Genomic DNA, 23,669 nt, shown 5'->3' with positions numbered 1-23,669 from the left:
GTCGTTTCAACGAATGGTTCGGTGTAATCGTCCAAGGCCCGTTCTTTGCGGCCTTGGGCGGATGGATGTGCAAGAGATCCTGGCCGATGCCTTGGAACCAGCTACGCGCCGGAGTATTCTTTTCAGGACATGTATCCCCAACGCGCTCATAACAGACCGTTCTGCTTCATGAGCAAATGGCTGGTGATCTCCGGTCTCTTCATGGCCCTGTGCGGCCTGCCCGTTTCTGTGGACGCAGCCGTCACCACGTTCGTCGCGGAAGACTATGCCTTCACTGGCCCCTGAGCAGCTCGGCCCCGGTTGGCAAACAGTGCGACTCAGCAATCACGGTCGGGATGTGCATCAGGTTCAGTTCCTGGCGCTCCCATCGGGCAAAACCCTCGCTGATGTCGAACGGGCGATGGCCTCCCGGTCTCCAAGTCTCCCAAGCTGGCTGAGGCGTCATGGCGGTGTGAATGCCGGCCGGCCTGATGCCGAGGCTTCCGTCGACATTCAACTTGAGTCGGGAGACTATGTGTTGCTCTGCGGCATTCCGGACGTGACGGGACGCCCCCACGCCATGCGTGGCATGGTGCGGGCGCTTCGGGTGGTGGGCGCAGCGGCTCCGGGCGAACCAGTGTCACGGCCCGATGCGACGCTACGTCTGAACGATTTGCGTTTGCGTTGAGTGACCCGCTGCAGGCGGGGCCTCGAACCGTGCACCTAGTCAATGACGGTCGGCAAGCCCATGAGGTGGTGATGATTCGTCTGGCGGAGGGAGCATCGGCGCAGGGGTTCATCGCGCGGTACAGACCTGGCGGACTGCCCAATTCCGCCGGTCAGGAAGTCGGCGGCCTCACCGGTCTCGATCCGGGGCGAGAGGGCTACCTGCATCTCGATCTGGAGCCGGGGCGATACGGGCTGCTCTGTTTTCTGGCGGACCCGGTGACCGGCGCCCCGCATTTTTCCCATGGCATGTGGATGGACATAGACGTGAAGTCGGTGATGATTCCAGCGGAGGGCCCATGACCTATCGGGCCCTGATGCGGCTGGCGAACGGTTATGCGGAGTCAAAGGTACTGCTCGTCGCCAATGAACTCGGTTTGTTTACGGCAATCGGGGATGGCGGCAAGCGCGCCGACTCACTGGCCGCCGCCTGCGGGGTGACGCGCGAAGGCATGCAGCTTCTGCTGCAGGCGTTGGTTGGCCTCGGCCTGGTTCGTGCCAATGCGGGCCGGTATTGGAACAGTCGGCTGGGGGTAAAGTATCTGGATGGCCGAAGTCCGACGGCGGTGACGAATCTGCTGTGGCTGCTGAACCATCATTGGTCTGATTGGACCGGGATGGCGCAGGCCATTCGGCGCGGTCGGTCCGGATGGGCGCCTGTCACGAAGACTACGGCGTTCCGACGACGGTTTGCCTTGGCGATGCACGAGCGAAGTTATGTACTGGCGCCGCGTACGCTCGACGGGATCCGGCTGCCGCGTGGAGCGACGCGCCTGTTGGATCTGGGCGGCGGGTCGGGCGCCTACTCCATCGCGTTGGCGCAACGTCATCCCGATGTTCATGTGCTGTTGGTCGATCAGGCCGTGTCGGTGGCGAGACGCCACATCAACGAGGCCGGGTTGCGGGACCGTGTCGCGGTGCGGCAGGGGGACGTCTTGACCGCGCCGCTCGATTCGGGATTCGATGTCGTATTGCTCTCCAACCTGCTGCATGATTTGAGCGAGGCGGAGAATCGAGGGCTGTTACATCGGGTGCATGGCGCACTGCGTCCGGGAGGAAAGATTGTGATCGTGGAGTATTTTCTCAACCCTGCCGGCACCCTTCCTGCCGAGGCCGCCGTGTTTTCGTTGCTGATGTACGCGTTCACGCCGACCGGGAGAAGTTATGCCTGGAAGGAAGTTGAGATCTGGCTGAGGGCAACCGGATTCGGACGGTTTCGCCGACGCTCCGTCACGGATAGCATCGGTACGCTTGAAGCGGTCAGGCGGTGACTTCCGCCGGTGGCGAGGTGGCGGCACTCAGCCGGGCATGATACTTCTGCAGATGCCGCCGGACCGGGATGAGTAATCGTGGCGGGATGTGAGGGCAGACTTCACGATCGAATGATACCGCCCGCTGATACCGCTTCACGCCCAGTGCCGCTTCAGCCAATGCCCAGTAGAGATTCTCCACCCACCCGGAACGGATCACGGTATTCAGATATGTGTACAGGACGTGAGGCGATCGCACGGCACCCCGATAGGCGTCCTTGATTTCGTTCAACAGCCGCTCCTCCTTCGCCGTTCGTTGGTACAGGCTTTCCACCACATGGTTGAGCGAGAGAAAATCCTGCAGATCGAAGCGGGCGTCGACCGGTTGCGTCTGTTCCGGATAGAGGTCCCAATCGGTCGTAAAGTGGAGGCGCTCCAGCAGGGGGAGCAGATCCTGCAACGTGAGTTCTTCCACCGTTTCGCAGGTGCGGGAGAGGCGGACCTTGATGAAGGTCCGTCGGTCGTATGTGTGCTCGGGCAGATAGTGCGTGCCGGAGAGTTCCGTCAATCGACCCGCCTGATCGTGTTTCGGAAATTGCCATTGCCATTGGTCCGGGAAGTGAACCCCGGCCGCCTGCAGTTCTGCCCTGTAGCAGGGAAGCAGGTGTTCGAAGAAGGGCCCGCCTGCGTGATCCAGCGGGGTTCCGGGCAGGCTTCCGACGGCCAGCGTCAGTCTGGCAAACGCCATGCGAGTGTAGCCGTCGTCGTCCACGACGAAGTTGAAGCCGCCCCAGGGTCCGATGTCCAGTAGGGTTTCGTATCCCTGTTCCGCCAGCCATGTTTCGGTATCGAATGCCAGACGCCGCCAGAGTTGGATCAACCTGCCGATGTGTACGTGACGATTACGGAACAGTGGGACGAAGGTTGACGGGGAGGTGCCCTCGATGCCATGAAGGCGGGTTTGGAGCTTGAGGGTTTCCCACTCGACCGCTTGGGCCAAGGTTCCTTTGTGAACGGACAGGCCGGAGAGATCGCGTCGGCAATCCGCCGCGATGCCTGCCCAAAGATCCATCCCGGGCATGGCTGTGGCGGCCTGTTGGGTGACGTGATCGATCAGCTCGGAAAGCCCTGCCGGAGCATGGGTTGCCGCGTGATTCTCAAGGGAGGTTCGAAAGTGACGGATGGCCCGATCAGCCCGACGTTTCCCAGCGGCGCTGAATGCGATCATGTCTGAGGCCCTGCTCGTACAGGCGTCACACATTACAAGGACTGAGCTCCCGTTGCTCCGCCAGGATGTGCGAGGCCCTTCCTGCAGCGGCGAATCATGTGCGGCACTTTCATACGGCACTCGGGCCACGAGGTGGAACTCGTAAAACCCGAAGGTCTCGGCCGGAAGGTTACCAGGGGGTGGAGAATTGTGAGGATTTGGGACGGTCGCGCCGCGCAATGACCGGAGAGGCATCGGTCCTCAATGCGGTGAGTCGCGGGCGGCGAATGGGGATGGGCTGTGTGTGACGCGCTGATCGGGAGGGGAGGCGGAGGCCGCCCGGAGTGAACAGGTCTGTGTTCGGTGACGGGGAAGGGGTGGTATTAGCGCCGCCGTCGCACTCGCACGGTCTGTCGTCCTTGCACCCAATCCCAGATGAGGGTGCCGATGACCAGCGCGGGAAGCGCCAACAGCCAGACATACCAACTTGCCCAGAGCATAGGGTCGTGCATGATCGTGCCTCCAGTGTATTCGGCATCTGGCAGAGCAAGCACCATACCGCCGTTCATTGCTCTGAGGGATTGTCCTACAGTCAGCAAAACCACTTGCTATTCGCATAGATGCAAGGTTGTGGCGGCGATGTTCTCTGTCGCAACGCGCGCCAGGCAAAATTTGCCGTCGCATAAACCTCACAATACGTGACGCCATTCCCACAGGTGCCGGATGGACATAACCGGAGGAGGTCTACGGAGCCGATGCATTGGAGCCGGGATTCGGCCCGTTTATCCCGCCAGCAAGAAGACGAGTTGCGGCAGCCATGGCAGCAGCGCCACGCCGACGCAGATCGAGAGGGCCACAATCGATGTGACGAGGTCTTCGTCCAGGCCCGTGTCGGTTGCAAAAATGACCGCCGTGACGGCGGAAGGCATGGCGGCGATGAGGATCACGATGGCCCGTTCCATGCCCGCAAGGTCGAGCCCATAGGCGACGGCGAATCCGAGGAGTAGTCCGCCGAGCATGCGCATGCCCACGCCCAGCAATGCCAAGGGCCAGGTTCGTCGCACGGCGGAGAAGCTGATGGACAGGCCCAGCACCAGACTTGCCAGGGGTGTTGTGGTGAGGTGGATGGGGATCAGTGTCTCGCGGAGCCAGCCGGGAAGATGAAGTCCGAACAGGGTCAGCAGCAGGCTGAGGCAGAGGGCCCAGAGCGGCGGAGACGACACAAACCGCAGCATGGCTGATCGGGTGGTGGCGCTCTTTGCGCTGTGCCACACCGCCAGCGCATAAATCACCGTGAGTGTGAGCGTCGTTTGTCCCAGATCGAACAGGATCGCCTGCGCCAGTCCCTTGTCTCCCAGGGTTGCGAGAACGACGGGATAGGCGAAATACACGGAGTTGATACAGCCGGTGCCCAGGAGAAATCCCCCTCGTGTGGCGCGCGACAGGTGGAGGAGGCGGGTGACCGGCCAGGAGCAGAGCAACATCGAGAGCGTCACCAGGCAGGCGGCCAACGGCAGCTTCCAGGCCGTGGGGGCAAAGACCATCCGGTCCAGGGACACCAGAATGGTCGCCGGCAGGCTGATCGAGAAGACCACAGAGGCCAGACGCTCCGCATGGAGTTTTCTGAGCAGGCCGGACGACCGGAGCAACGCGCCGAGCAAGAAGATGGCGATGAAGGCCTGGAGGGTGGCGGGCATCGAGGGGAGGGTAACAGAAAACCTCTTCGAATAGGAGGCGCATCAGTCGACTGATTTCTACGTCTTTTTCTATACGCCTGGAAGGCGAGCCTGCTACCATGGCCCATCCCATGACACACTCGCAGAGTTCAGCCGCACCGCGGCAAGCGGCGGTCTTCTTCATCCTTGTCACCGTCGTGCTCGACATGTTGTCGTTCGGGATCATCATTCCCGTGTTGCCGAAACTGGTCGAAGAGTTCCTCGGCGGCGATACCGCGCAGGCTGCGGAGATCTATGGCCTGATGGGCACGTCCTGGGCCTTGATGCAGTTCGTCTGCTCGCCGATTCAAGGCGCGCTGTCCGATCGCTTCGGGCGGCGGCCGGTTGTGCTGTTATCCAACCTGGGCCTCGGTCTCGATTTCATCCTTATGGCACTGGCGCCCAGTCTCGCCTGGCTCTTCGCGGGCCGGGTGATCGCCGGCATCGCATCATCCAGTTTTAGCACGGCCGGCGCCTACATCGTCGACGTGACGTTGCCGGAGAAACGCGCCGCCGCATTCGGCATGATGGGGGCCTCGTTCGGCCTCGGGTTTGTGTTGGGTCCTGCGGTGGGTGGGCTGCTGGGTGCCATCGATCCGCGTTGGCCTTTTTGGGGTGCGGCGGCGACCAGTCTGCTGAATGCCTGTTACGGGTTCTTCGTGCTCCCGGAATCGCTTCCGTTGGAGAAGCGGGCGCCGTTCCGCTGGAAACGGGCCAATCCGGCCGGCGCGTTGATCCTGTTGCGCTCGCATCATGAGCTGTTCGGTCTGGCCACGGTGAACTTCCTGATGAACCTCGCGCACGGAGTATTGCCCAGTGTCGCGGTGTTGTACCTGGGCTATCGATATGGCTGGGGGCCGTCGGCGGTCGGGTTCACGCTTGCGGCGGTCGGGGTCTGTGCCATGATTGTCCAGGGCACGCTGGTGAGACCGATCACGGCGCGGCTGGGGGAGCGGCGCACGTTGATCACCGGGTTGCTGTGCGGGGCCGCCGGGTTTGCGATCTATGGGCTCGCGCCGACGCCACTGATCTATTGTGCAGGCATTCCGGTGATGGCGTTTTGGGGACTTGCCGGTCCTTCGTCGCAAATGTTCATGACGCGCCGTGTCAGTGCGTCCGAGCAGGGGCAATTGCAAGGCGCCATTGCCAGCCTGACCGGCATTGCCGGGTTGATCGGACCCACGCTCTTCACGCAGACGTTTGCTGCGTTTATCGGTCCGCAGGCCGACTGGCATCTGCCTGGTGCGCCCTATCTGTTATCGGCGGCACTGTTGCTGATCGGAGCGGGTATCGCCTGGCGAGCAACGCGAGCAGTCTGATCGACGCGAGCCGTCTGAGCGACGAAAGTCGTCTGACGGGCTACCGGTTTCCGTGCACGGACAATTCGCGCTTGCGGTAGGTCGCCAGGGCATGGGTTTCCGCATCTTGAGATTCCGCGGTGTGCCCCGATTCTCGATAGAGCTCGGCGAGAAGCGACCAGGCCTCAGCCTCGGCGGCGGTATCGTGGATGGTTTGGGCGATGACCAGCGCGCGTTTCCCGAGGGCGACGCGATCGTTCAGGGCGTCCTTCTCGGTATCCAGCCGCGCGAGTCGCAGTTGCATCATGCCTTCGAACGGCAGGTGATGTTCCGTTTCGGCCAGGCTCAGGGCATCCATATAGGCGGTGCGTGCGTCAGTGGTGTGGCCGAGCAGCCAATGGGCATCTCCGAGCGCGACGGTGGCGGTGAACTGTTGGTCCACGTGCCGTCTCGTACGCGCCTCTTCCGCGGCCTGCTGTAACGTGGTCAGCCCCGTGCTGTTCTCGCCGCCCGCGATTTGCAACAACCCCAACTGCACCATCGTGTCGTTCCATCCTCGGGCATTTCGCACGCGCGTAAAGAGGGCGGCGGCCTGGGTGAGGGCGTCGCGCGATTCGTCTTCGAGTCCCAGCTGCGCGGAGACTCGACCGATGGCGAGCAGGGACTCGGCATGGGCAGATCGGTCCGACGCCTTGGCGAACAGCGACACGGCTTCCTTGAGCGCGGTGTGGGCCGGCTGCAGATGGTTCTGGCGTTCATTGATGTGCGCGATCTTCACCAACGTGGTGGCGATGCCCTGGGACTGTTTTTTCTCACGGAATTTGGACAAGGCCAGGTTGTAATACGTCAGCGATTCCGGGAAGTGTTCCTGCTGGTCGTGGATGGTCCCGATGCGAAGGAGCTCATGGCCTGACAGGGTATTGGGAGATGCGGCCGGTGTGGCCGGTTCTGCGGAGAAAGCCCGGTCCGCACCTAAGCCCGAGAGACACCAGAGTAGGAAGAACGAGCAACTGATCACGGTCTGGCGGGTCCGACCTGCCACCGAACAGTGACGTGAGATTGACGTGTGAGGCATGGCCTAAACATGCACGTGCCGATGGCCAAGGTCAAGTCGGTGCGGGCGCTTGCCTCGCCTGTTTCGGAGGGGTAAGATCAATCATCCCGCCAAACAAAGAGGAGGTGCCATGTCTACGACGCGCACAACTCCCAAACGAGCCCGGATCTCCCTCGATCGCAGCATTGAACGTTTGCGCAGGCAGTTGGCCGATCTGGCCGCCTATCTGGGCAGGGGCTTTCCCACCCGTAACCTCGAAGAGTTCGATCGGGACACTGAAGACCTCATCGCAGAATTACTCGGAGACACCTCTGAGCTGCTGGAGGCGTATGAATATGCCGAGTTCGGCGAGGCCGCCGGCCTGGTGAATCTGACGGACGAAGCTCCGGAAAGCGCCGGCGTGGAGAGTCAGCGACAGCGACTGTTGCAACGCAGTCGGGTGCTGGAAAGTTGTATCGCCGAACTTGAAGCCCGCCGCGCCGCTGCCCCGAAATACTCACCAGCCAGTCAGCAGGCGCTCGTCGGTCCTCCGGTCGCCGAACATATGTCGTCCGAGATCCGTAGTTTGTCCCAGGACGCCAGCCTCACGGAGGCTGGGCAAGCCATGGAGCAATGGCAACTCGGCTCGCTGCTACTCACCGATAATCAGGCCTATGTCGGATTCATCACCGATTCAGACCTCGCTCGCGCGGTGGTCGCCAAGGGGGTGAATCCCGCGACGGCGGTCAATGTGTGTATGCGACGGCCGGTGGTGTCGATTGCAGGCGATCGTCCGATGATCGAGGCGGTGCGCATGATGAAGGAGCAGGCGACCAGGCATCTGGCCGTGACGCAGGATGACTCGATCATCGGGGTCATCTCAGTGTCCAATATTCTGCGGTACTACTCGGGCGTAGTGTAATCGGACGAGCAGAGCGAATGGCGGATGGCCGATAGCTGATGGAACACACGGAGCAGGCGGGATTTCTTTCCTAGCCGCTGGAGGTGGAACATGGGGCCAACCAAAGCAATCGTGAAAGGACAGTCGCTCCACGAGGCCGTGAGCGGCAAACTGATACGGGACGGATTTACGAGTCAGCAGGCCATGGAAGATTATGTGCGGCAGCACTATATCGTTTTACCGGTGCGCGACCATGCCGGTCATCCCTGGCAGCTGGACGGAAAGCCTGTTTACTGCCTCCATGGGGTGCAGTATGAAACGGTCGATGATCAAAAGGTCCATCTCGTCCGGTGTCCCGATTGCGGCGGCATGGGTATCCGGGCGGATGAACTCACGGTCGAGTCCGACTGTATCCGCTGTACGGCCTGTGGTCATGAGTTTGATGTGCGGTTGGAGATGATGGAGATGTAGGCGCGGGGGGCTGGTCTGCTCAGCGTCTTTTTTCTCGCGCAACGCGTGAGCTTCAGAAGACGCTCGCAGGGGTAGGGAATGCGCCGGCCAAAAATGCACGCGCAGTGAGGCACCGCAGTCTCTCGAAACGGGTGCAAGAAGAAGTTCGCCGACGAGAAGCAGAACCGGTTATACTCAGCCCCCGCACCTTGTTAAAGGTGGGTGTCGGTCATGAGGCGGGTCATAGAAGAACCGGAAAGGGACGAAGGATATGGCAGGTGCAACGGGGACTCGGCAACGCAAGACAGCAACACAGCAACAGAAGAAGGCGCCTGCGAAAATGTCCAAGAAGGCTCGTGTTCAGGAGCCGTCCGGTGCGGTGATCGTGCTGTCCGGAGCCACGCCGCTTCGCCGGCAAAAGGCGGCGGAGGTGTTGGCTGAAGAACTGCAGTTGCATCTGGCCAGCGTGGATCTGTCGGCAGTCGTCAGTAAACATGCGGGCGAGACGGAGAAAAATGTGAACCGCGTGTTCGACATGGCCAACCGTCATGGATCGATCCTCTTTTTCGATGAGGCGGACGCGCTGTTCAGCAAGCGCTCCCAGGTGCAGGATGCTCATGATCGGTATGCTAATGCCGAGGTGTCTCATCTCCTGCAATGCATCGAGAAGCACCAGGGCCTTGTCATCCTCACGACCAATGGAAAGAGCCGCATTGAGGAAGCCTTCTCGCCCGAAAAGCCGGTGATTGTGCTGGGCGGTGCCCCAAAGAAAAGGGGTGGAGCTCCAAAGGAAAAGGCTGCTGCCAAGGCAACGCCCAAGCCCAAGTCGAAATCCACGCCAAAGCCCGCGCCCAAGAAGAAGGTGACGAAAAAGAAGTGAGGCGGAGCTGATCAGGTTTGTGCGTGACGGGCCTGAGCAGGTCAGGCCGGTGGATATGCGCCTGCGGCTGGGGAATTACGACATTGATGCGATCAGCGCCACTTTCGCGGCGCGATCCAGTGATTTGATGGCGGCTTCACGTTGGAGCGCGGCCCCCTTGCTGTCGAGCGCTTCGGTGTACCGCACCGTGAACGGCCCACGGTGCTTCGTGTATTTCGCTCCCTTCCCGTTTGCATGAGCCTTCATGCGCCGCTCCAAATCATTTGTGATCCCGGTGTACAGGCTGCCGTCGGTGCACTCGAGGATATAGACAATCCAAGTCATGTGGTGTGGAGCCGACATTTTTTTGTGCGTGGGTACCCGCGCGGAGCGAAGGTTCTTCGCCCGGATGCCCAATGATAGCGAAAAGGATTGAGAGACGCGACTATTTGAGGATGGTGTAGGGGAAGTCCAACACCAGACTTGAGAGTATGGCTGCTAGAACGAGGGCTGAGGCCAGTGCCACGACCAGGAACTTTCGATCTTTGCGCACCGAATCGTGGAATCGATATCTGTGAGATCTGCGTAGAGAATGAGTGGTCATGATCGTTTCGTCTGTCGTGGGCGGTTCCCGTCGCATACAGTCGCTGTGCCTGCAGCCTGTCACGTGACTGGAGCACTATGCGTGGTTGATTCCCGGAGAGGAATAGGGATTTTCCTGAAAGGACGGGGAAATATTACTGTGGTGGGTCTATTGAGAGGTATTCCGCGCTCTGCATACTCGGACCATGCAGCCCTTCAGTTTCGAGCTGAGTCCCTGGGTGCTGCGGGTCATCAATCCCTTCCTGATTGACAGTTCCGGCATCGGCCACGTAGCGTGCCCGGTCATGTCCGATGTCACGATGATCGACCGCGAACTCGCTGCGGCAGCGATGGCCTGGAAGAACGGCAATGAAGGCAAGGCGCGGGTCTGTGCGCGACGGGCGGTGGCGTCGGCCGCCGAAGCCTGGTTGGCGCGGTTTCCCGAACGACTCTGGTGCGGTGATGCCATGGAGCATTTGCGCCGGATTCAGCAGCATGAGGCCTTCCCTTTGGCGGTCCGGCAGGCAGCAGAGCGACTGAGCACCGCCGTCACCAGGCGGCATGAAGCCCCCTTCACCAACGATCCGATCAGCGATGCCAACCTGATCATCGGGCATTTGACCGCTGCCTCGTGACCGGTCCATCGCGGCCTGGTCTCAATTGCCTCCCACGCGCCGGCTATTCTTTGACGTAATGCACGCGCACCGTCTGGATCTGCCCCGCTCCGTTGACCGTCATCATTTCCGCCGCCAGTAATCCGTTGACGCTACGGTAGTACAGCAACAGGCTGTCGACCCCTGGCAGCGTGCGTATTAATTCAAAGTGCAGGTTCGGGTAGGCGTCGAGTCCTTTTCGAAAATACGCCCGTAATGGGTCTCGCCCATGGATGGTGCCGGACGGCTCACCGGATAGCGCCGGCACGAACGGGCTGGTAAACTCCACGTCCGTTGCATAATGGCGCACAATGGCATCCAGATCGTGCCGGTTCCAGGCGTCGATCCAGGCTTGAGCCAGACTGTCGGCCCGTTGTTCGTTCATATCGATCTGACCTTTCCTGCAAGTATGATGTGCGGAGCCTGGGCAATGCGGGTGAGATAAACAAGGGGCCGTAAGGCTTGTAGAAGGATAACGCGGCTCGTTTCGGTTGGGTTGGAGTCGCGAGACATAGCATGACTCCATTCCTGGCGCAATCGCGAGCACCATCACACACAGGTCTTACACTGATCGCCCTCTTCAAGCTGGCCAAGGGGATGGTCTTGCTGCTTGTCGGCGCGGCGCTGATTCGGCTGGTGGATCCCGAGATCGCGACATTTTTGGCTCCGGCGATGGATGCGTTGCATTTGCACGGGCATTCCCGCCTGGTGCATGCGCTGCTGCTGAAGATCCCCGTTGTTTCGTCTCACACCCTGCTGCTCATGGCCTATGCCAGTCTGTTGTACTCCGTCCTTTTGCTCGTCGAAGGGTGCGGTCTGTGGCTTGAAGCCTCGTGGGCGGGATACATGACCGTCATCTCCAGCAGTGTGTTCCTGCCCGTTGAATTCTACGAAGTGATACGACAAGTCTCAGTGCTGCATGTGGCGATGCTCTTCCTCAATGTTGCCATCGTGGGGTATCTGGTGCGGCAACTCGGAGAGCGGACGCTCCGATGAACGACGGGAAGCCGGCGTACGGGGGCGATGCTGCGGTCGGTATCAGTGGTCGGGCTCACGGAGGGTGGCGAGGTAGGCGACGAGGTTGCGGATACTTCGTCCCGGAGGAGTGTCTTGGGGTACATGGATGTGCGTGCTGAGCTGCGGGGGTAAGCGGTCTCTGTGGCCGTCGACGCCGTGGCAGGTGGAGGAGAGTCATGGTGCTTCGTGCGGGGGACTGGTCACGCGATTCAGGATCCCGGTACAATGCGCAAGAGTGAGGGACACACGATGTACACGGCGATGAATATGACAGACCACCGTCACTGCGCCGCTCTGTCGGGCTGTTTTCGCGGCAAACTCTGTGAGCAGCTCATGAACAGGCCTGGGCGTGCCGTGGGCAAGGGCGAACTCGTCTACGGCCTTGGTGATTCGGCTCAGAGTGTCTTCTTCCTTCGGCGAGGATTTGTGAAGTTGACTTCTCTGACCGAGGATGGCCGTGAATTGATTCTCCGCCTGCATCAAACCGGAGAGGTGTTCGGCGAGCTCTGTCATTGCACCGGGGAGCGTCGCGAACGGGCCGTGGCGATGGAAGACAGCGAGATCGTCGAATTGAACTTCGATGAATTTGTGGCGCATCTGCAGAACAATCGTCCCGCCTTCCTACTGTTTCTCTCCAACGTCGCGCAGCAGCTGTCGGCGGCCTATGACCAGATCCAGACCCTCTCATTCAGCAGCACCATGGAGCGATTAGTGCGGACGCTGGGTCGGCTGGCCGATGAATTCGGCGAGCCGGACGGCGAATGGGTGCGACTCACGCATTATTTCCGGCAGGACGATCTGGCGCAGATGATCGGTGCGCGCCGGGAAGTGGTCTCGACCCTCCTCAACCAGTTGCGCGAGCGGGGCTTGATCAATTACGCGCGGAAGGACGGGTTGCTGTTGCATCGTGTCGGTCTCGACGGATTTTTGAGTGCTGCGGAAAAGATGCCTGCCAATCTCAGCGATTCCGGCTTCTAGGCCAACAATTCTTCCCGCAATGTTATCCCGCTAACTGACAGGCTTGCCCCCGTTCTCTATCCTTGCCTATCGATGCTACGGCCGGTGTCGGTTGATCCGGCCGTGCTATTACTATTTTCCAAAGGAGAGTGATCATGCAGAAGCTGGTTCGAGCGTTGCCTGTGTTCCTGTTGGCCCTATCTCCGATTGCCTGTGCCCATTCGACTGATTCGCCTGCCGCAACGGTGTCTCCGTCGGCGACGGCGCACCCGGCCAAGGTGGCGGAGACCAAGGCCGTGCTTCGGGATCTCTGGCTCGGCCATATCCTGTCCATTCGCAATGTGGCCGTGGCGACGATGGATAAAAATGCGCCTGCACGGAGCGCCGCCGAAGCGGGTGTGGTCGCCAACGCCGAGCAGATTGCCCGGTCGATCGAGCCGTTCTATGGCAAGGCGGCATCCGACAAGCTTTTTACGCTGTTGGCCGGTCACTATGGCGCCATTCGTGATCATTTGGATGCGACCGTGGCAGGCTCGGCGAGCCAGCAGGAGGCGGCCGTGAAGGCTCTCACCGCGAATGCGGCAGAGATTTCGACGTTCCTCAGCGGTGCCAATCCGAATTTGCCGAAGGATACGTTGATGGGACTACTCATGGCCCATGCCGCGCATCATCTGACGCAGTTTCAGCAGTTGAAAGACGGAGACTATGTCCACGAGGCGGAGACCTGGACTGGCATGAAGCAACACATCTATGTGGTGTCCGATGCGCTGACTCAGGCGTTGGCGGCGCAATTCCCTGCGAAGTTTTAGCAGGTTTCGGGTAGGTACGTAGCATCTCCTGACAGAGCCGACTCTCACGGCTCATGCTTTCGGAGGCCGGGCCCAGCAGCCGGAGAGCGAATGTTCTGCTCCCCGGCTGCGCTCGACACAATTGTTGCCGGGTATCAGGCCTGTTGCGGCCTGTCTCATCTTGTCGCTCCCGCACTCATCCTCGGGTTGGACGTTTCCATCATCCTGGCCTCTTCTCAATGATACGTACTAATGGTTTTCATGGCGTGCCGTTCTGTGACGGGAATGTCGTCTGAGTGTGCGCCACGTATCGAGCGTATTCCGCCTTCCACCGCGGCACACTTTTTCTTGAAAATGGTGCGGCGACTTGCCTAGAGTGCACTGGTCAAGAATATTTTACTATCAGAGGAGGGGTAGTATGCGTAGGATTCGTGAGCAGTGTGTGTTCGGTGGGGCAGTGGTGCTGAGCGTCTTGTTGAGCCTGGCCCCCGCGCTCTCTCAGGCCGCCGAGTGGGTTCATGAGGGCATGGCCGAAGAGGGGAAGTTCACGGCAGGGTTTCGTGTGGGCCCGAGCTTCATGACGCAGAGTGCCGGGGTGTCGACGGTTGGTCCGGCGCTGAATTTTCAAGGCATGTTCGGGCTGAACAAGTGGTTTCGTCTCGGTATGATGTTGGAGTGGGAAAATCATGGGATTGATTCGCCACAAAACGGCTCCCTCAATACCATTACGCTTCTCCCGGTGAATCTGGAGTATCGGCCCGGGCATTTCGGTAACTTCATCCCGTATTTCACCACCGGTCTTGGCGTGAATATCAATACGAAGGATGTTCGAGATACGTTTGCCTGGCGAATCGGTGGCGGTATCGATTACGCGTTGACCAACCTCGTCCAGGATGCGCCGAAGGGCCTCATGTTGAATATGGAGGCGGCCTGGAAGCGCAATCACCCCGAGAGTGACGGGTCCGCCATGGGCCTGATTTTCGGTGTGCGCCATACCTTCTAACTCAGTCCTCGAATTTTCGCGCGAGTCCTCGCGCGGGAATCGCGCTATCCGTGGGCAGCCAGTAACGGTTCAGCCGTTACTGGCTGCCGTCGCGGCTGCCACCTGATTCCTTCAACCGCTTCTTCGAGCGATCAAGCCTGCGAAGCTCGCAGCCTGCCGATGAACCTGCGTACATTTTTCTGAAATGGCGGTCGGGTATGTGAGGGCGGTAAGAAGGCCTCCGGCTGGTTGTTGCCTGTGCCGCGTGCGCGGGAGGGCTGAGCGGTGGGCGATGGATGTGGTTCGTCCGGATGGTCGCGCAGGCACGTGGCGGTGCGGGAATCTTCCCGCGATCAGCCGCCGGCGGAATCGTGTCGAAGATATTCGCGGAGGAGGTCCCGCCAGGTGATGATGCCTTCAAGATGCCTGTCCGTGGTGACGACGGGGAGGCAGGACACGCGATGCTCCAGCAGGAGTCGTGCGGCGGCTTCCACGGTCGTGTCGGCGGTGACCGTGATGAGTGTCCGGCTCATGATTTGATGGGCGCGTTTGTTGAGCGTCGCCCGGTCGCGATCGGTTTCGGACAGCTTCCCGATGTTCGGGCTCACAGCCTTCAGCAGGTCGCGATCTGAAATGATGCCGAGGAGTGTCGGGCCCTGCACGACCAGCAGGTGGTGGAAATGATGTTCATTGAAGAGCTCACGGGCTCGAGCAAGGGAATCGTCCATGGTCACGGTCACGGTTCGTGTCGACATGATAGTGCGAACTGTCGGTGGTGCGATGGTGCCGGGGAGGACCATCGGGGAAGGCATTGTCGGGGAATCGTCGGGACCTGGTTGGGACATGGACGGATCTCGTGGGCAGCAATGGAATGTGCGCAACGGTCTGCGTTCCTGTGCTGGTTACCATATCGGTCGCGGGGCGACCATTCTTAAGAGATTGGAGCGACTTGCGTGGAAGGGGTGGGGCGGGGGCTGATAGATCAAGTCGAATGGCCGATCGCGACTGACTATTGATCGGTTGGGGCTGACCGTGGCGCCCGTTTCTTGCTGAGTGAAAGGCGGTATGGCCTCTGATGTGGCTCCGCAGGAGCGGCAGTTTCTGAGGGTTCGCTCTGATGGAGAGAGCGGCCTGTCATCGATGCGGGAGCCGGCCACAGAGTCTCTGCTGTTTCATTTGGCCCCGATGTGTTATACACTGTCGGTTTCTCTCGCCGATTAGACATGTTTCATTGCAGTGTGCCGCAGAATCAATCCAGACCTTCGCGGATCGTACGATCAACAGACCGTCAGTTCCGAGAAGATTCACAGGGGGAATGAACTAGGATGAGCAAGAAGGAAATCGATGCAGCGCGACGACTGATGAGCCTGATGTTCAAGGCGCATCCTTGGCACGGGGTGTCCATGGGCGAGCATGCGCCTGAATTGGTAACGGCCTATATCGAAATTGTGCCGACCGATACGGTGAAGTATGAAGTGGACAAGGCCAGCGGGTTTCTCAAGGTCGACCGTCCGCAGCGATTCTCCAACTACTGTCCGTCCTATTACGGGCTGATTCCGCAAACCTATTGCGGCGAGCGCGTGGCGAAACTGTTCGGCGCGCGGGCCGGCCGACCGGATATGGTCGGAGACGGCGATCCGCTTGATATCTGCGTGTTGACCGAGAAGACGATTCCGCACAGCGACATCCTCCTCACGGCCCGGCCCATCGGCGGGTTCAGCATGGCGGACGGCGGCGAGGCGGACGACAAGATCATCGCGGTCATGCGGGACGACGCCGTGTACGGAACGTTTACCGATCTCAAAGATTGTCCGGAGACACTCCTGGATCGCCTGCACCATTATTTCCTGACCTACAAACACGCCCCCGGATCGACGCAGCACAAGGTTGAGATCACGAGCATGTACGGCCGCGATGAGGCCATGAAAGTCATTCACGCCAGTCACGACGACTACAAACAGAAATTCCCTGAGTTGGAATTCATGTGGCCCGCCGGCATGAACAGCTAGTACTACCAAGAAAGGTTTATCCCCCCCTCATGAAACACACCACGACGCATTCGCAGACGGAGCCGGCGGCCAAGGGATTTTCTCCCGGGTTTGCCGCGCTCGGATTAGAAGCCTCGCTGTTGACCACCCTGGAGGCCTTGGGCTACGAAGAGCCCACCCCGATTCAGCGTGAAGCCATCCCTCCGCTCCTGGAGGGACGCGATCTGCTGGGCCAGGCCGCCACGGGAACCGGAAAGACGGCGGCGTTTGCGTTGCCCCTTTTGCAGCGGATCGCCCATGGCCCACGACAACGTCCTACCGCCTTGGTGCTGGTGCCGACTCGGGAGCTCGCCGTTCAGGTGAGTGAGGCCGTGCAGCGGTACGGCAAGGAATTGCGGATCAGCGTGCTCGCCTTGTACGGCGGTCAAGCGATGGGACCTCAGCTGCAGGCTCTCCGGCGCGGGGTGGAAGTCATCGTGGCGACGCCGGGTCGAGCCTTGGATCACTTGCGCCGCAAGACGTTGAAGCTGGCGGATTTACAAGTCGTGGTGCTCGATGAGGCGGACGAGATGCTCGACATGGGGTTCGCCGACGACCTCGATGCCATTCTCGAACAGACTCCTGCGACCAAGCAGACCGCGTTGTTTTCTGCGACCATGCCGCCGAGGATTGCGTCTATCGCGCGCCGACACTTGAAGAATCCGGTGGATGTGACGATTGCGCGTGAGCCGGTGAAAGCGGGCGCTGCCCCGCGTGTGCAGCAAACGGCCTATGTGGTGGCGCGACAGCATAAGGTGTCCGCGCTGGCTCGCGTGTTGGATATTGCGACGCCCAAGTCGGCGCTCGTTTTTTGCCGGACGCGGTTGGAAGTGGATGAAGTGACGGCGGCGCTGAATGGTCGCGGCTATCGGGCCGAGGCGATCCATGGCGGCATGAGCCAGGTGCAACGGGATCGCGTGATGCAAGCGTTTCGCTCAGGGCAAACCGAACTGCTCGTGGCGACCGACGTGGCCGCGCGCGGGTTGGATATCCCCTCCGTCTCCCACGTGATTAACTACGACCTGCCCTCGTCGTTGGAAGTCTATGTCCATCGGATCGGGCGAACGGGACGGGCGGGGCGCGAAGGCGCGGCAATGACTATCATCGAGCCACGGGAACACCGGTTATTGCGCGCGGTCGAACAGCATACCAAAGCGAAAATCACGGTCGCGGCCGTGCCGTCCCTCGGCGATTTGCTGGCGAAGCGGCTGGAGCGGACCAAGACCTCCATCCAAGAAACCTTGGAGGCCGGCGAGTTGGAGGATTTTCGTCGTGTCGTGGACGCGCTGTCTGCGTCGGCAGAGCCGGCGGATATTGCGGCGGCGGCCATCAAGCTGGTCTATCGATCCCATGGCGGTGAGCGGGCGGAAGAAGAAATCCCGGCAGTCTCGACCAGGGCGCCCGAGCCCTATCGGCCGTCACGTCCAGCATACGGGTCCGCTCCCCAACAAGGGGACCGTGCGCGTGCGCCACGAGGTGGACCTGCTCGCGGTGGTCGGGCGGCCGGAACCGTACGTGTGTATGTCGGAGCCGGTCGTGCGGCGGGGATCAGGCCGGGAGATCTCGTCGGAGCCATTGCCAACGAAGCGGGTGTGCCGTCGCGCATGATCGGAGCGATCGAGGTCGAAGAGCGATTCTCCCTGGTGGATGTACAGGAAGAAGCCGCCCGGCAGATTATCGAGGCTCTCGGACGGACACGCATCAAAGGGCAAAAAGTCGCCGTGAGGTTATTCAGAGACTAAGCCGCAAGGTGAGCCGGCTGTCACGACCGGCTCACCACTTCAGCCTCCGGAGGGGATCCTCTGTCAACCGTTCCCGCCGTCGAGTCCAGTCGGTTTGTCCCCCGCGCAGGCTGGGCCATCGCCACCGTTTCAGCTCGGCATCTTCCTGCATGGCTCTTGTTGCTTGGTCGATTTTGCGATACCATCCCGTTAGACATGATGCGTCTCACCCAGACCGTGTCGGCCGCCTCGCGATCGTGAGGGAGTGCCGGCAGAGTGTGCGTCACACCTCATTCCCAGACCAGTGACAGGCGGATAGTCTCTGTGGTGCCTCGCTTCGTCGAGCCATTGCGGGGAGAGTCTGGTGGCGTATGACCTTGGGTAGTGAGCCAAGGGGATGGCGCAGGAGTGAGAGTCCGTTCCAATGATATCAGGCGATGGAGAGGAACCGTGTTGAGATGGCCGTGACGCTCGCCCCATGGAAAGCTGTGTTGCGGGACTGGCAGACGAGGGCGGTGGCCGACGTGTTGGCGCAGCCGCGCGAGGACTATCTCGTCACCGCGACGCCCGCTGCCGGAAAGACGCGTTTTGCGCTCCGGATCGCCCATCAATATCTGGCCGACCGGGCTGCGAGCCGTGTGTTGGTGATCTGCCCGACGAACCATCTTCGAACACAGTGGGCTTCCGCGGCGGGGCAGGTCGGCATTCAACTCGATCCGGCGTTGTCGAATGAACAGGCCTGCGAGGCCCGCGACTATCACGGTGCGGTCGTGACCTATCAGCAAGTCTGTCTGGCGCCTGAAGTGTTCCGGCGCGCCTGCCGCAGTCGCAAAACGCTGGTCATCCTCGACGAGTTGCACCATGCCGGTGACGGCAAAGATTGGGGCAAGGCGCTGCGCGAATCTTTCGGCGAAGCGGTCTTTCGCCTCGCACTGTCCGGCACGCCCTTCCGTTCGGATAACAATCCGATCCCATACGTGCGGTATGAGCAGGGTGAAAGCCAGGCCGATTTCACCTATGGGTACTCCCATTCGATTCGTGACGGGGTTTGCCGTCCGATTCTGTTCCCGAGCTACGAAGGCGAATTGACCTGGTTGTCGGATGGGCGTGAGCATCGGGCCACCTTCGAAGACGGGCTCACCTTCGAGCGTCAGCGGGAGCGACTCAAGACGGCGCTGCTTCAGGAGACGTGGCTCGGGCCTGTCTTGAGCGATGCCCATGCTGAGTTGCAGCGGTTGCGCAAACAGGAGCAGGCGGATGCGGGCGGGTTGATCGTGACCATGAATCAGGATCACGCGCGGCAGGTGGCGGACCTGGTTCTGAAGCTCACGGGCACACGCGCGTTGGTGGCCGTCTCCGACGACCCCGCTGCCTCGAAAACTATCGAAACGTTTGCGCACCATAAGACTCAACAATGGCTGGTGGCGGTAAATATGGTGAGCGAAGGCGTCGATATTCCGCGCCTGCGGGTCGGTGTGTATGCGACCAACGTGTTGACCGAGATGTATTTCCGTCAGGTCGTCGGCCGGTTCGTGCGGATGCAGGATAAGGTGCCGAAACCGCAACGGGCCTGGCTTTATCTGCCGAAAGACGCGACGCTGGTACATTATGCCAAACGCATCAAGGTCGAGCGCGATCACGTTCTTGAAGAGATCATGCCGTCCGTGCAACGGACATTGTTCGGCACGGCGGCCACTTCCCTGAAAGAATATATCCCGCTGAACGGCGTGGCGCGGCTCGATGCGTTGATCGGCGCGGACGAGGGCGATCCGGCCGGTGAAGGTAAGGGACAGCCGGAATTGGCGGTCGCGTTGCACGACCAGAAAAACATCTTGCGGGACAAACATCGCTCGCTGGTCGGGGCGGTGGCGCGGAAGTGCGGCATGGATCATCGGCAGCTCAATGCGGAACTGATCAAGCGCACCGGCGGCCGGGTCGATCAGGCGACCATTCCGCAATTAGAGCGGCGGATCGCCCTGCTGGAGAAATGGCGGGATTCCGGCTTCGACAAGAAGCGCTGAGCGGCTGAAGTGTGGTAATGATGACAGACTCGATCGGTGAGTGACGGGGTCGTTGAATATTGATGTGAGAGGAAGGCAATCATGGCTGGGAAACAAGTGAAGCGGCGCCCGCGCGCGGCCGCTAAGAAGATGACGAAGCAGGCGGTGAAGAAATCAGAGACCAAGAAAGCAGCGCCGGCCCGCCGAGCAAAGGCCACTCGCGCGAAGCGGCCGTCGGTGGCGGTGGTCGTCCTGTCCGGTTCCACTCCGCTTCGTCGGAACAAGGCGGCGGAATTGGTGGCGGAGGAACTGCAATTGGATTTAGCGAAGGTGAATCTCTCTTCCGTCGTGAGCCGTCGAGTCGGCGAAACCGAGAAAAACATCAACCGGGTGTTCGATGAGGCGGAACGGAGTGGATCAATTCTCTTCTTTGACGGGGCTGATGCGCTGTTCGCTACAGGCCGGGCGGGCAAAGATGGCGCCGGTCCCACTACCGCCGCCGGAGCGGCTCATCTGTTGCAGCGCATCGAGGATCATAACGGCTTGGTCATTTTGACGACCAACGGAAAAAGCCGGATCGATCAAGCCTTGTCGCGGCAAGCGAAGGTGTCCGTCATGGTGGGGATCAAGCAGAAGCGGAAAAAGAAGACCGCCTGACGAGTCGTTCTCCCCAAGGGTCGTTCGAGAAGCGATGGCCTGAACATAGGATGCTCAAAAAGGCTGTTCAGCAAGGCCGCAGCGAGTGAGGGCCCGCAGGCGTACCCTCAGGGGTACGTGGAGGGGACGAGCGATGCGAGAACGCGGCTGACAGACTTTTTCAGCATTCTGTGAGGATTATTCCGTTTCTTCGCTCGCCTCCAAACACTTGGTGCACTGTTCCAGATCGGGCACGCCATGCGCGCTGCAGAAGTGCCGATGGCAGAGGCCGCAGAGCATAAAGGTCATCTTGATGCGGTCTTCCGCTTCGCAGTAGTAACAGTTTTTTGCAGTTCTTGCCTTCGGCATGGTCCTTCTCCTCAACACGTGTGTCGGTTCAATTGCCAGTCATCGATTGAGTGCGCTTCGCCGTTCCATGCCGAGAGTCGGCCATGAAGGCGGCAAGACCTGAAATCATGACAGGAGGCGGGCAGCGCACCTGGGCCGAACTAGCCTGAGGCGCTAAGGGCAGCGAGAGGTGTGATCGTGCTCGCGTTCACCATGTTATGTGGCGTCCAAGCACTGGTCTGAAATGCCGACTCGTTATAACACATTTTAAGGGTTGTGGTGTCGCTCAGAAATTTGTGCGAGGCGACGAGGTGAAGTGTCAGGCCGGAGCCCCTGTCGGTCTGATTGTTGTAGCGCACGGCGAATGGCATCCGTCGTCCACGACACATTGCCGAGGTCATGGTACACCCGGAATTTCTCAGGGACAAAGGCCACAATGAAACAGATGCCTCGATCGCGAAGGGGCTCAGGAGGGCACGATTTCAGGCGAATTCTTAGCCTTCTGTGCCGGTCACTTCTTCCCGCAACAGAAACTTGATGGACGGGTTCGATTTGATGCAATAGGCCAGCAGGTGTTCGGTGGTAAACAGCATGACGCCGCGGCCTTGTTGATCGACGAGGCGGATGGTATCGGACGGCCAATAGACAGCCGAAATCGTCGCGGGATCGCCGACAATCCAGCGGGCCAGGGCATGAGGCAGACGTTCGACGGATGTCTTTACCCCATACTCGTTTTCCAGGCGAGACATGACGACGTCGAATTGCAGTTCCCCGACTGCCGCCAGCACCGGTTCGCGGCGCACGTGGTCGGGTGAATAGAAAATCTGCATGACCCCTTCTTCTTCCAGCTGCTTGAGCCCCTTCTGAAACTGTTTATGCTTGGAGATGTCCTGCGTCCGCAAGAGGCCGAAACATTCCGGTGCAAAGTGTGGGATGGGATCGAAGGTCAGTGCGGGGTCGGAGGTCAGGGTGTCTCCGATCGTGAACAAGCCAGGGTTCACCAACCCAACCACATCACCTGGGTAGGCTTCGTCGATCGTCTCCCGGTCGCGGCCAAAGAGGCGATGGGGGCGCGTCATCCGGATCTTGCGGCCCAGTCTGGCGTGATGCACCATCATGTCCTTCTCGAAGCGTCCTGAGCAGATGCGGAGGAAGGCCATGCGGTCGCGATGCTGCGGGTCCATGTTTGCCTGAATCTTGAACACGAAGCCGGAAAAGGCTTCGTCGGTCGGTTGTATCAGTCCCTGGGTGGTTTGGCGGGGGCCGGGAGGCGGTGCGAGTTTGGTGAACGCGTCGAGGAACGGCCCGACGCCGAAGTTGGTCAACGCGCTGCCGAAGAACACCGGCGTGAGTTCGCCGGCGAGGAACCGCTCCCGATCGAAGGAGGTGCCTGCGCCCGTCAAGAGCCCGATCTCTTCCTGCAGCGGGCCGTAGGCATCGCCGAGGGTTTCCGCCAGTTTCGGATTGGGGAAGGCCTCGACCGTCATCGGGGCTCGTCGTTGATTGTGCGCCGTGCGCTGGAAGAACAGCACCTGGCGGTGCTGGAAGTCGTACACACCTTGAAAGCCGGAGCCTTCCCCGATCGGCCAATTGAAGGGCACCGCCGTCATCCCCAAGGTCCGTTCGATCTCATCCAACAGGTCGAACGGGTGGCGGCCAGGCTGGTCCATCTTGTTGATGAAGGTCAGGATCGGAATGCCGCGTTTGCGGCAGACGGCGAAGAGTTTCTTGGTCTGCGGCTCGATACCCTTGGCGCCGTCCAGCACCATGACGGCGCTGTCCACGGCCATGAGTGTGCGATAGGTGTCTTCGCTGAAATCCTGGTGCCCCGGCGTATCGAGCAGGTTGACCCGCGCGCCCTGATAATCGAACTGCAGCATGGTGGAGGTGATCGAAATGCCGCGCGCCTGCTCCAATTCCATCCAGTCGGACTTGGCTTGACGCTGGCTAGAGCGTGCCTGCACCGCGCCGGCCAGGTGCACTGCGCCGGCATAGAGCAGCAGCTTTTCAGTCAGTGTGGTTTTTCCGGCGTCCGGATGGGAAATGATGGCGAATGTGCGTCGTCGCGATACTTCGCGCCGCAGTTCATCGGCTGCGGAATTCTCAACCGGCAGAGACATGGTTTTTCTCGTCGTGGTTAGGAGGCTGCCAGCGGGGCAGGGATAAGGCCCCGCCTGGTGTCGCTGGATGGTACCGCTTCCTTTTATCAGTCGGAGCGGGGTGGGGGCAAGGAGGGGAAGTCGGGATGGGGGGCTAGGTGATCTCCTGTGCTCGCGCAACGCGCGGCCTGGGAAGGCCCTCGTTGGACGGCGCGCAGTAGGAGATCACCCAGCCCCCATCCCTAGGGAGAATGGAAACTGAGAAGATGGGGAACGCGCACGATCGGAATGTGCTCGTCCTATGCGCGCAGTGAGAGCCGCTCACCTCCCTCCCCTTGGATTTGAATGAACGAGGGGGCGTTGGACGCGCGCAGTTTGGGGACCACTAGGCTGCCCGCCCTGGGTGATGGGGGCCCAGAGGGAAGCCCAATGGGGTACTGG

At 60.6% G+C, this 23,669-nt stretch carries 25 protein-coding genes; 16 read left to right on the top strand and 9 right to left on the bottom strand.

Translation table 11 applies throughout. The features are described 5' to 3' along the window. Positions 1–265 precede the first annotated feature (265 nt). Genes V9G17_06930 through V9G17_06920 form a run of 3 tightly spaced genes read left to right on the top strand, consistent with a single transcriptional unit; the run spans position 266 to position 1,976 of the window. Positions 266–667 carry a hypothetical protein gene (locus V9G17_06930; GenBank protein ID MEI2752321.1) on the top strand — a complete coding sequence of 134 codons (402 nt, stop codon included), beginning with the start codon at positions 266–268 and terminating at the stop codon, positions 665–667. Beyond that, on the top strand, positions 664–1,008 hold the full coding sequence (locus V9G17_06925) for a hypothetical protein (protein ID MEI2752320.1): 345 nt from the start codon (positions 664–666) through the stop codon (positions 1,006–1,008). The genes V9G17_06930 and V9G17_06925 overlap by 4 nt, the downstream gene beginning before the upstream one ends. Next, a complete protein-coding gene (locus V9G17_06920; protein ID MEI2752319.1) occupies positions 1,005–1,976 on the top strand; it encodes a methyltransferase in 972 nt (323 codons plus the stop codon). The genes V9G17_06925 and V9G17_06920 overlap by 4 nt, the downstream gene beginning before the upstream one ends. Here V9G17_06920 and V9G17_06915 read toward each other — a convergent pair. The 3 genes from V9G17_06915 to V9G17_06905 all read right to left on the bottom strand — a co-directional run bounded on the left by V9G17_06915 (position 1,966) and on the right by V9G17_06905 (position 4,859). Then, positions 1,966–3,183, bottom strand: coding sequence for a hypothetical protein (locus tag V9G17_06915; protein MEI2752318.1), 1,218 nt, complete (start codon positions 3,181–3,183; stop codon positions 1,966–1,968). The genes V9G17_06920 and V9G17_06915 overlap by 11 nt on opposite strands. Before the next feature lie 362 nt (positions 3,184–3,545). Beyond that, positions 3,546–3,719 (bottom strand): hypothetical protein, encoded by a 174-nt coding sequence (locus tag V9G17_06910; GenBank protein ID MEI2752317.1) that lies wholly within the window; start codon positions 3,717–3,719, stop codon positions 3,546–3,548. A gap of 225 nt (positions 3,720–3,944) precedes the next feature. Beyond that, the gene (locus V9G17_06905; GenBank protein ID MEI2752316.1) at positions 3,945–4,859 is read right to left on the bottom strand and encodes an AEC family transporter; all 915 of its coding nucleotides are present in this window, start codon (positions 4,857–4,859) and stop codon (positions 3,945–3,947) included. 98 nt (positions 4,860–4,957) lie between these two features. Here V9G17_06905 and V9G17_06900 point away from each other — a divergent pair, with 98 nt between their 5' ends. Then, positions 4,958–6,196: a TCR/Tet family MFS transporter gene (locus V9G17_06900; protein MEI2752315.1), complete on the top strand. Its 1,239-nt coding sequence runs from the start codon at positions 4,958–4,960 to the stop codon at positions 6,194–6,196. 40 nt (positions 6,197–6,236) lie between these two features. On the opposite strand, the gene V9G17_06895 is transcribed toward V9G17_06900, so the two are convergent. Then, the gene (locus V9G17_06895; GenBank protein ID MEI2752314.1) at positions 6,237–7,217 is read right to left on the bottom strand and encodes a hypothetical protein; all 981 of its coding nucleotides are present in this window, start codon (positions 7,215–7,217) and stop codon (positions 6,237–6,239) included. Positions 7,218–7,359: 142 nt separating this feature from the next. On the opposite strand from V9G17_06895, the gene V9G17_06890 reads away from it, so the two are divergent. The 3 genes from V9G17_06890 (at position 7,360) to V9G17_06880 (ending at position 9,439) form a co-directional block, all read left to right on the top strand. Further along, positions 7,360–8,130, top strand: a complete 771-nt coding sequence (locus tag V9G17_06890) for a CBS domain-containing protein (GenBank protein MEI2752313.1) — start codon at positions 7,360–7,362, stop codon at positions 8,128–8,130. Positions 8,131–8,220: 90 nt separating this feature from the next. Next, positions 8,221–8,580, top strand: coding sequence for a hypothetical protein (locus V9G17_06885; GenBank protein ID MEI2752312.1), 360 nt, complete (start codon positions 8,221–8,223; stop codon positions 8,578–8,580). A 358-nt stretch (positions 8,581–8,938) separates the two neighbouring features. After that, on the top strand, positions 8,939–9,439 hold the full coding sequence (locus V9G17_06880) for an ATP-binding protein (protein MEI2752311.1): 501 nt from the start codon (positions 8,939–8,941) through the stop codon (positions 9,437–9,439). Positions 9,440–9,514: 75 nt separating this feature from the next. Here V9G17_06880 and V9G17_06875 read toward each other — a convergent pair whose 3' ends face one another. After that, positions 9,515–9,763 carry a GIY-YIG nuclease family protein gene (locus V9G17_06875; GenBank protein MEI2752310.1) on the bottom strand — a complete coding sequence of 83 codons (249 nt, stop codon included), beginning with the start codon at positions 9,761–9,763 and terminating at the stop codon, positions 9,515–9,517. A 443-nt stretch (positions 9,764–10,206) separates the two neighbouring features. On the opposite strand from V9G17_06875, the gene V9G17_06870 reads away from it, so the two are divergent. Continuing rightward, complete coding sequence (locus tag V9G17_06870) at positions 10,207–10,635, top strand: hypothetical protein (GenBank protein MEI2752309.1); 429 nt, start codon at positions 10,207–10,209, stop codon at positions 10,633–10,635. A gap of 43 nt (positions 10,636–10,678) precedes the next feature. On the opposite strand, the gene V9G17_06865 is transcribed toward V9G17_06870, so the two are convergent. Then, a complete protein-coding gene (locus V9G17_06865; protein MEI2752308.1) occupies positions 10,679–11,038 on the bottom strand; it encodes a nuclear transport factor 2 family protein in 360 nt (119 codons plus the stop codon). 131 nt (positions 11,039–11,169) lie between these two features. On the opposite strand from V9G17_06865, the gene V9G17_06860 reads away from it, so the two are divergent. The 4 genes from V9G17_06860 (at position 11,170) to V9G17_06845 (ending at position 14,418) form a co-directional block, all read left to right on the top strand. Next, the gene (locus tag V9G17_06860; GenBank protein ID MEI2752307.1) at positions 11,170–11,649 is read left to right on the top strand and encodes a DUF2127 domain-containing protein; all 480 of its coding nucleotides are present in this window, start codon (positions 11,170–11,172) and stop codon (positions 11,647–11,649) included. Positions 11,650–11,931: 282 nt separating this feature from the next. Next, positions 11,932–12,648, top strand: coding sequence for a Crp/Fnr family transcriptional regulator (locus V9G17_06855; GenBank protein ID MEI2752306.1), 717 nt, complete (start codon positions 11,932–11,934; stop codon positions 12,646–12,648). A gap of 134 nt (positions 12,649–12,782) precedes the next feature. Next, positions 12,783–13,436 (top strand): hypothetical protein, encoded by a 654-nt coding sequence (locus tag V9G17_06850; GenBank protein MEI2752305.1) that lies wholly within the window; start codon positions 12,783–12,785, stop codon positions 13,434–13,436. A 397-nt stretch (positions 13,437–13,833) separates the two neighbouring features. Beyond that, a complete protein-coding gene (locus tag V9G17_06845) occupies positions 13,834–14,418 on the top strand; it encodes an outer membrane beta-barrel protein (protein MEI2752304.1) in 585 nt (194 codons plus the stop codon). 332 nt (positions 14,419–14,750) lie between these two features. Here the strand turns inward: V9G17_06845 and V9G17_06840 are convergent, their stop codons facing one another. Continuing rightward, positions 14,751–15,152 (bottom strand): CBS domain-containing protein, encoded by a 402-nt coding sequence (locus V9G17_06840; GenBank protein ID MEI2752303.1) that lies wholly within the window; start codon positions 15,150–15,152, stop codon positions 14,751–14,753. A 570-nt stretch (positions 15,153–15,722) separates the two neighbouring features. On the opposite strand from V9G17_06840, the gene V9G17_06835 reads away from it, so the two are divergent. The 4 genes from V9G17_06835 (at position 15,723) to V9G17_06820 (ending at position 20,802) form a co-directional block, all read left to right on the top strand. Beyond that, positions 15,723–16,406 (top strand): inorganic pyrophosphatase, encoded by a 684-nt coding sequence (locus V9G17_06835; protein MEI2752302.1) that lies wholly within the window; start codon positions 15,723–15,725, stop codon positions 16,404–16,406. A gap of 29 nt (positions 16,407–16,435) precedes the next feature. After that, positions 16,436–18,166 carry a DEAD/DEAH box helicase gene (locus V9G17_06830; GenBank protein MEI2752301.1) on the top strand — a complete coding sequence of 577 codons (1,731 nt, stop codon included), beginning with the start codon at positions 16,436–16,438 and terminating at the stop codon, positions 18,164–18,166. A gap of 416 nt (positions 18,167–18,582) precedes the next feature. Continuing rightward, a complete protein-coding gene (locus tag V9G17_06825) occupies positions 18,583–20,166 on the top strand; it encodes a DEAD/DEAH box helicase family protein (protein MEI2752300.1) in 1,584 nt (527 codons plus the stop codon). Between the two features lie 81 nt (positions 20,167–20,247). Next, the gene (locus V9G17_06820) at positions 20,248–20,802 is read left to right on the top strand and encodes an ATP-binding protein (GenBank protein ID MEI2752299.1); all 555 of its coding nucleotides are present in this window, start codon (positions 20,248–20,250) and stop codon (positions 20,800–20,802) included. A gap of 177 nt (positions 20,803–20,979) precedes the next feature. Here V9G17_06820 and V9G17_06815 read toward each other — a convergent pair whose 3' ends face one another. Beyond that, entirely contained in the window at positions 20,980–21,150 is a 171-nt protein-coding gene (locus V9G17_06815; GenBank protein MEI2752298.1) for a hypothetical protein, read from the bottom strand. Between the two features lie 473 nt (positions 21,151–21,623). Continuing rightward, on the bottom strand, positions 21,624–23,249 hold the full coding sequence (locus tag V9G17_06810) for a peptide chain release factor 3 (GenBank protein MEI2752297.1): 1,626 nt from the start codon (positions 23,247–23,249) through the stop codon (positions 21,624–21,626). Positions 23,250–23,669 lie beyond the last annotated feature (420 nt).

The sequence above is a fragment of the Nitrospira sp. genome, assembly GCA_037045225.1.
In the GTDB taxonomy this organism is placed as follows: Bacteria; Nitrospirota; Nitrospiria; order Nitrospirales; family Nitrospiraceae; genus Nitrospira_A.
Note: the sequence above shows the minus strand (reverse complement) of the source record. Positions and strands in the feature narration are given on the sequence as shown.

Excerpts from the sequence above, each read along its gene's own strand:
- V9G17_06930 (MEI2752321.1), top strand. The coding sequence starts at position 266 with ATGCCTTCACTGGCCCCTGAGCAGCTCGGCCCCGGTTGGCAAACAGTG.
- V9G17_06920 (MEI2752319.1), top strand. The coding sequence starts at position 1,005 with ATGACCTATCGGGCCCTGATGCGGCTGGCGAACGGTTATGCGGAGTCA.
- V9G17_06915 (MEI2752318.1), bottom strand. The coding sequence starts at position 3,183 with ATGATCGCATTCAGCGCCGCTGGGAAACGTCGGGCTGATCGGGCCATC.
- V9G17_06910 (MEI2752317.1), bottom strand. The coding sequence starts at position 3,719 with ATGGTGCTTGCTCTGCCAGATGCCGAATACACTGGAGGCACGATCATG.
- V9G17_06905 (MEI2752316.1), bottom strand. The coding sequence starts at position 4,859 with ATGCCCGCCACCCTCCAGGCCTTCATCGCCATCTTCTTGCTCGGCGCG.
- V9G17_06900 (MEI2752315.1), top strand. The coding sequence starts at position 4,958 with ATGGCCCATCCCATGACACACTCGCAGAGTTCAGCCGCACCGCGGCAA.
- V9G17_06890 (MEI2752313.1), top strand. The coding sequence starts at position 7,360 with ATGTCTACGACGCGCACAACTCCCAAACGAGCCCGGATCTCCCTCGAT.
- V9G17_06885 (MEI2752312.1), top strand. The coding sequence starts at position 8,221 with ATGGGGCCAACCAAAGCAATCGTGAAAGGACAGTCGCTCCACGAGGCC.
- V9G17_06875 (MEI2752310.1), bottom strand. The coding sequence starts at position 9,763 with ATGACTTGGATTGTCTATATCCTCGAGTGCACCGACGGCAGCCTGTAC.
- V9G17_06870 (MEI2752309.1), top strand. The coding sequence starts at position 10,207 with ATGCAGCCCTTCAGTTTCGAGCTGAGTCCCTGGGTGCTGCGGGTCATC.
- V9G17_06865 (MEI2752308.1), bottom strand. The coding sequence starts at position 11,038 with ATGAACGAACAACGGGCCGACAGTCTGGCTCAAGCCTGGATCGACGCC.
- V9G17_06860 (MEI2752307.1), top strand. The coding sequence starts at position 11,170 with ATGACTCCATTCCTGGCGCAATCGCGAGCACCATCACACACAGGTCTT.
- V9G17_06855 (MEI2752306.1), top strand. The coding sequence starts at position 11,932 with ATGAATATGACAGACCACCGTCACTGCGCCGCTCTGTCGGGCTGTTTT.
- V9G17_06850 (MEI2752305.1), top strand. The coding sequence starts at position 12,783 with ATGCAGAAGCTGGTTCGAGCGTTGCCTGTGTTCCTGTTGGCCCTATCT.
- V9G17_06845 (MEI2752304.1), top strand. The coding sequence starts at position 13,834 with ATGCGTAGGATTCGTGAGCAGTGTGTGTTCGGTGGGGCAGTGGTGCTG.
- V9G17_06840 (MEI2752303.1), bottom strand. The coding sequence starts at position 15,152 with ATGTCGACACGAACCGTGACCGTGACCATGGACGATTCCCTTGCTCGA.
- V9G17_06835 (MEI2752302.1), top strand. The coding sequence starts at position 15,723 with ATGAGCAAGAAGGAAATCGATGCAGCGCGACGACTGATGAGCCTGATG.
- V9G17_06830 (MEI2752301.1), top strand. The coding sequence starts at position 16,436 with ATGAAACACACCACGACGCATTCGCAGACGGAGCCGGCGGCCAAGGGA.
- V9G17_06825 (MEI2752300.1), top strand. The coding sequence starts at position 18,583 with ATGGAGAGGAACCGTGTTGAGATGGCCGTGACGCTCGCCCCATGGAAA.
- V9G17_06820 (MEI2752299.1), top strand. The coding sequence starts at position 20,248 with ATGGCTGGGAAACAAGTGAAGCGGCGCCCGCGCGCGGCCGCTAAGAAG.
- V9G17_06815 (MEI2752298.1), bottom strand. The coding sequence starts at position 21,150 with ATGCCGAAGGCAAGAACTGCAAAAAACTGTTACTACTGCGAAGCGGAA.
- V9G17_06810 (MEI2752297.1), bottom strand. The coding sequence starts at position 23,249 with ATGTCTCTGCCGGTTGAGAATTCCGCAGCCGATGAACTGCGGCGCGAA.